This window comes from Bacteroidales bacterium, from assembly GCA_018334875.1.
Taxonomy (GTDB): domain Bacteria; phylum Bacteroidota; class Bacteroidia; order Bacteroidales; family UBA12077; genus JAGXLC01.
On sequence record JAGXLC010000229.1, the window covers coordinates 1 to 6,602 of the forward strand.

4 protein-coding genes are annotated in these 6,602 nt (G+C 46.1%); all 4 read left to right on the forward strand.

Annotation, left to right across the window (positions count from 1 at the left end; translation table 11 throughout):
* On the forward strand, window positions 1–1,796 hold a 1,796-nt coding region (locus KGY70_14990), incomplete at its 5' end, for a GH92 family glycosyl hydrolase (GenBank protein MBS3776500.1).
* A gap of 66 nt (window positions 1,797–1,862) precedes the next feature.
* A complete protein-coding gene (locus KGY70_14995) occupies window positions 1,863–3,188 on the forward strand; it encodes a sulfatase-like hydrolase/transferase (GenBank protein MBS3776501.1) in 1,326 nt (441 codons plus the stop codon).
* A 32-nt stretch (window positions 3,189–3,220) separates the two neighbouring features.
* Window positions 3,221–4,669: a sulfatase gene (locus tag KGY70_15000; protein MBS3776502.1), complete on the forward strand. Its 1,449-nt coding sequence runs from the start codon at window positions 3,221–3,223 to the stop codon at window positions 4,667–4,669.
* A 94-nt stretch (window positions 4,670–4,763) separates the two neighbouring features.
* Window positions 4,764–6,467 carry a hypothetical protein gene (locus KGY70_15005; GenBank protein ID MBS3776503.1) on the forward strand — a complete coding sequence of 568 codons (1,704 nt, stop codon included), beginning with the start codon at window positions 4,764–4,766 and terminating at the stop codon, window positions 6,465–6,467.
* Window positions 6,468–6,602 lie beyond the last annotated feature (135 nt).

The following is a 6,602-nucleotide window of genomic DNA, read 5'->3' on the forward strand; positions in this document are numbered from 1 at the left end:
CAGAGGGTGAGGCACGGATCGTTAATGACAGGGAAATAGCAGGCTATACGGTAAACGGGCCTACCCGGAGAAGACCCAAAGAATATCCTGTTTTTTTCGTGGCACGTTTCAGTAAGCCCTTTGAAAGTATGGACGGATGGCAGGAAGAAAATTTGAATCGGGATATTGAAGAGGTTTCCGGATCAGAATCGGGAATAATGATCAACTTCAATACACGCGATGATGAAAAAATTTTAATGAAGGTGGGGATTTCCTATTGCAGCCCGGAACAGGCCAGGCTGAATCTTGAAACTGAGCTGGCACACTGGGATTTTGATCGTGTGGTTAAGGAATCCGCTGAAGAATGGAATAACTGGCTGTCAAAAATTCAGATAAGAGGAGGCAGTGATAAAGAAAAAACCCGATTCTATACCGATTTATGGCATGCCCTTCAGGGTAGAAGAATCATCAGTGATGTGAACGGAAAATACAGCGATTATACGGGAGAGAAAAGAAGGGTAAAGCAGCTCCCCACTGATGAACAAGGCAATCCTGAGTTTAATTATTATAACTCCGACTCTTTCTGGGGGGCTCAGTGGACACTAAATACCCTTTGGCACCTGGTATATCCGGAAGTTTCCGAAGAATTCATCAATTCCATGCTCACCATGTACCAGGATGGTGGATTGATACCGCGTGGGCCTTCAGGAGGGAATTATACTTTTGTGATGACCGGAGCATCTTCAACCCCGTTTATTGCCAGCGCCTGGCAAAAGGGAATACGGGGCTTTGATCCTGAAATGGCCTATGAGGGGATGAAAAAGAACCATCTTCCAGGCGGTCTGATGAGTAAAGCCGGTTATGAACATGAAACCAACAAGGGCGGTGGAATTGAATACTATATGGACAGGGGCTATGTGCCGGAAGGAATTGAAGCAAGAGGCTTTCATCTTGACGGGGCAGGCATGACTTTGGAATATGCCTATCAGGACTGGTGCCTGGCCCAAATGGCAGATGCACTTGGAAAAGACCGGGACAAGGAAAGATTTCTGGCAAGATCACGGAACTATCGGAATCTTTATAATCCGTCGACCGGATGGATGCGCCCTAAAAACATGGACGGCATCTGGATTGAACCCTTTGAGCCGCTTAACTCAGAAGGTTTTGTGGAATCTAATGCCGCCCAGATGACCTGGTTCGTCCCTCATGACGTAAAAGGACTGGCTGAGTTAATGGGAGGTTATGAAGCGCTTACTGACAAGTTGAACAGAAGCTTCGAGAGAGCCCGGCCGGTAGATTTTGTAGACAGCGATTCCTGGGTCAATTACAGCAACCAGCCTTCCATGCAGATGGCCCATATCTTTAATTATTCTGAAGCTCCCTGGCTTACTCAGTACTGGACCCGGCAGGTTATTGAAACTTCATTCAGCGGAGTTACGCCCCAATCGGGATACAATGGGGATGAAGACCAGGGATTGATGGGTGCTTTATCGGTTTTGATGAAAACCGGCTTGTTTGAACTACATGGGGGAGCGGCCAAAAAACCATTTTATGAGATAGGGAGCCCCATCTTCGACAAAATAACCATATACCTGAATAATGATTACTATCCGGGCGAAAAATTTGTTATTGAAACCTTTAATAATAAAGAAGAAAATTATTATATTCAAGGCGCCTCATTGAATCATTCACCCCATAACAAGCCATTTATATTGCATGAAAAGGTGATTAAAGGAGGTAAACTGGAATTACGGATGGGAGGTAATCCAAATAAATCATGGGGAGAACACTCTCCCTCCAATTTGTTATCGAATTGAAATATTATTGTCCAAAATACTTCTCATATGTCAATAAGGAAAAACATCAAAGAGATTGTAGGGTTTATGGCCACAGCTCTGATTTCTGTTTTTTACGCGCAAGCCGATGGCCAGAATCAATCCCGGAAGCCAAACATCCTCTGCATCATGGTAGATGACCTTGGCTACGGGGACCTATCATATACCGGAGCCGAAGATCTTCATACCCCAAACATAGACCGCTTGTTTGAAAACGGTATGGAGTTCACCGATTTCTACGCCAACTGTACGGTTAGCTCGCCTACACGTGCAAGCCTGATAACAGGACGCTACCCTGATCTGGCTGGTGTTCCTGGAGTTATCCGTACCCACGAGACCAACAGTTGGGGTTATCTCAGAGAAGACCTGGTTACCCTCCCGCAGATGCTGAACAAAGCCGGCTATCATACCGCTATTATCGGGAAATGGCACCTGGGCCTGGAGCCACCCAATATCCCCAATGAAAGGGGATTTGATTATTTTAAGGGATTTCTGGGTGATATGATGGACGACTACTGGACCCACCTCAGGCACGGAAATAACTACATGCGTGAGAACAGGAAAGAGATAAACCCAAAGGGCCATGCTACCGACTTGTTTTCCGAATGGTCTGTGGATTATCTTGAAAATGCCAAAGATAAGGAGTCTCCCTTTTTTCTTTATCTGGCCTATAATGCACCCCACTTTCCCATACAACCTCCGGAAGAATGGTTTGAGAAAGTGAAAAAGAGGGAACCGGATATTTCGGAAAAACGCGCCAAAAATGTAGCTTTTGTGGAACATCTGGATGCAGGTGTTGGCCGGGTTTTGACTGCCCTTAGAGAAGAAGGGCTGTATGACAATACACTCATTATTTTCACCTCCGATAACGGCGGCAGCCTCCCCCACGGAGCTTCCAACGGACCACTGAGAGGCGGAAAACAGGATATGTATGAAGGCGGCATCAAGGTACCTACCGTTTTTACCTGGGAAAATACCATTGAATCCGGCTCCAGGTGCGAAAATCGGGGGCTTATTATGGATATCTTTCCTACCCTTTGCGAAGTTGCCGGTGTGGATATCAACCATGAGATTGACGGGGTGAGTTTGTATCCCAGCCTTATAGGAAAAGACCAGAACACGGATGAGCGTGTTGTTTACTTTGTACGCCGGGAAGGACACAGATACGGGGGTCTTGCTTATTATGCAGCAATGAAGGGAAAATATAAACTGCTTCAGAATACCCCTTATGAATCTATGCAGCTTTTCAATATCGCGTCCGACCCATACGAGAGATGGCCGCTTGACGAAAGCAACAATGCCTTTGGTGAGCTGAAAGACAGCCTGACTCAGCATATCCGAAAAACAGGGGCCATTCCCTGGCAAAAGGAATAAATAAATGTTTTATTTTATAAAAATCATCAGTTATGAAAAATTTCCCTACAAAATCAATCGCACTGGCCGGCGTACTTTCGTTAGGTATTCCGGGCCAGCAAAGTTCATTTGCAGCCGAGAAAGAAAAACCCGAACGCCCGAATTTCGTGGTCATATTTGCCGATGATCTGGGCTATGGAGATCTGGGTGTCTTCGGACATCCCACCATCAGCACACCCAACCTGGACAAGATGGCTCATGAAGGTCAAAAATGGACCAATTTTTACGTTGCTGCACCGGTGAGCACACCCAGCCGTGCAGGATTGCTAACCGGAAGGTTACCCATCCGCTCAGGCATGTGCAGTGATGAGCGGCGCGTGCTGTTCCCGGATTCCGAGGGTGGACTGCCGCAAAGTGAAGTGACCATTGCCGAAGCCCTTAAAGGAAATGGCTATCGTACAGCAGCAGTAGGCAAATGGCACCTGGGTCATAAGACACCTTACCTGCCTACCGATCACGGGTTTGAAAGTTATTTTGGCATTCCTTATTCCAATGACATGGATAAGGTAAGGGGTACCGATGATCATTTTACCCTGGCAGAAAATGAGCGGTATCAGGCCTATGATGTTCCCCTGATGCGAGATGAGGAAATCGTGGAAAGACCAGCGGACCAACGAACCATTACAAAGAGATATACCGAGGAGGCAGTGGAAAAGATCAGGGATTTCGACGATGAACCCTTCTTTGTTTATCTGGCCCATTCGCTGCCACACATCCCCCTTTTCCGTTCCGGAGAATTTAAAGATGCTTCTTTGGCGGGAATTTACGGCGATGTGATTGAAGAAATTGACTGGTCGGTGGGGAGAGTCCTCGAGACCTTGAAACAAGAAGGCATTGCCGAGAACACGCTGGTGGTGTTTACTTCCGACAACGGACCCTGGCACATTTTCAAGACCCACGGGGGCTTTTCAGGCTTGCTTCGTGGCGCCAAAGGCGGAACCTTCGAAGGAGGCATGCGCGAGCCCACCATTTTCTGGTGGCCCGGTACATTAGAAAAAGGAGTGGTGATGGAAATGGGAACCACCATGGATCTGTTGCCCACATTTTGTGAGCTTTCAAACACAGAGTTACCCGATGACCGGGTATATGACGGGTATGATATTTCTCCCGTACTTATGGGACATGGAGAAACCCCACGTGATGTGGTATTTTATTACCGGGGAGAGCAGGTTTATGCCGTTAGAAAAGGAAATTATAAAGCCCATTTTGTCACCCAGAATGAGTACGGCAGTAAAACAGCCCATCCCATAACGGAAGAAGAACTAGAGATTGGCAGTGAACCAGTACGCCACGATCCGCCCCTGCTTTACAATGTTAACGTGGATCCCGAAGAAAAATACAACGTAGCGGATGAACATCCTGAAGTGATTGCTGAGATAAGGAAGATTCTGGAAGAACACCGCGAAAGCATCAAGCCGGTGGAAAATCAGTTGGAGAAATAGTGTTTTCTGCTATGAAAAATAATAACATCTGAACTATATGGTTCCGTAGAGACACGCCGCGGCGTGTCTCTACTTTAAATGAAATACCTATATCATGAGTTTCATTAATAGAAAACATTCGAGAATGATTGATTCGGAAAATTATAGTTTGAACCACACACATTGGTTCATTGGAATTGTATTATGTGCGTTTGTTTTGCTTTTGGGCTGTAATCGTCTATCTGATCAGGAAGAACAGTTTTTCAGCCAGGCTTCGGAGAATGCAAAATTAGCCAATGAGGGGTTGAGGCGAAGCAATCGTTATATGAATGCCTGGCTGGAAAAGGCAGATACCGAAACCGGATTAATACCCCGAAATTTAGGTGATTCCAGGGACATATGGAACGCCAAAGACGCCGCAGCCGACAATTATCCCTTCATGGTGCTGACGGCTTCCATTACCAACAACGAGCTGTACAAGGGAAGGCTTACAGATATGCTCCGGACAGAGGAGAGGCTGACCTCCCGCCTGGGCGCCCTTCCCGATACCTGGTCGTTTAAAAAGGATGATTTTGCGTCCGGGAGGCCTGACACTGCAGACATCATTTTTGGTGCTTCTGAATACATAAAAGACGGGTTGCTTCCTCTGACAGAGTGGCTTGGCGAGAGCGTCTGGAGCGATCGTATGTTGCATATGATGGATGACATATGGAAATATGCTTCTGTATCTACTGAATACGGGAAAATTCCTTCAGAGAATGTGGAGATTAACGGCGAGATGCTCCAGGCCCTTCCAAGGTTGTATTATATGAAAGATGAAGATAAGTATCTGGACTGGGCTGTGCGTTTGGGCAATTATTACCTTCTGGGTGATGGATACAAGTCTCTTTATCAGAAAGACATTAGACTGCGGGATCATGGCTGTGAGATTATTTCAGGACTTTGTGAACTGTATTGCTGTGTTTCTTTCTCCCGCTCCGATTTAAAAGAAAAGTATAAAGCGCCTTTATACCGGTTACTGGACAGGATTCTGGAGGTAGGGAGAAACCGGCACGGACTGTTCTATAATGTCGTCAACCTGAACAGTGAAGAAATCATTAATGAGGGAATAGCTGACACCTGGGGATATACCTTGAATGGTTATTTTACTGTATACTTGCTTGATGAGACTCAAAAATACCGCCAGCCAGTAATAAATGCATTTAACAACCTGCATCATTATGACGCTTATGACTGGGAAAGCGGCAGCGCTGACGGGTATGCTGATGCCATCGAAAGTGCCCTGAACCTTTACAACAGGGAACCTATGGGTCCAGTGGGGAAGTGGATGGATGATCAAACACAGATTATGTGGTCCATGCAGGACTCCAGCCACCGGGAAAATGCCTTGAAATGGAAAGACTCCGGCATCATTGAGGGCTGGCACGGTGACGGCAACTTTGCCCGAACCACCATCATGTATTGCCTTTGGAAAACCCAGGGCCTTACTGCAAAACCCTGGGATGAATCCCTGCAGTTCGGGGCAGTATCCGATACCAATACCCTGTACATATCCATCCGATCAGGTGAAGCATGGAATGGAGAGCTTATATTCGATTACAAAAGACATAAGAAAAATATGGGCCTGCCGCTTGATTATCCCCGCATCAACCAGTTCCCGGAGTGGTTTACCGTGGACAGAGACAAAAAATATCAGGTAACCCGTGTGAATGAAAATTCAACCAAAACCTATGAAGGAGAAGATTTACTGGATGGGTTGGATCTGAATCTTAAAGGAGGAGACTGGTATTATCTGAAAATAGAGAGAGTTGCAAATTGATTGGCAGGAAGAATTTAGTTTTATTGAATAAGATGAGGCATATTAAAATCTATGTGAATCCCTATGTTTTCTATGTGCCTATGGTGCGCCACGAAGCGTGCGTAAATATAATAAACCTATGTGGATGAAAGCTCC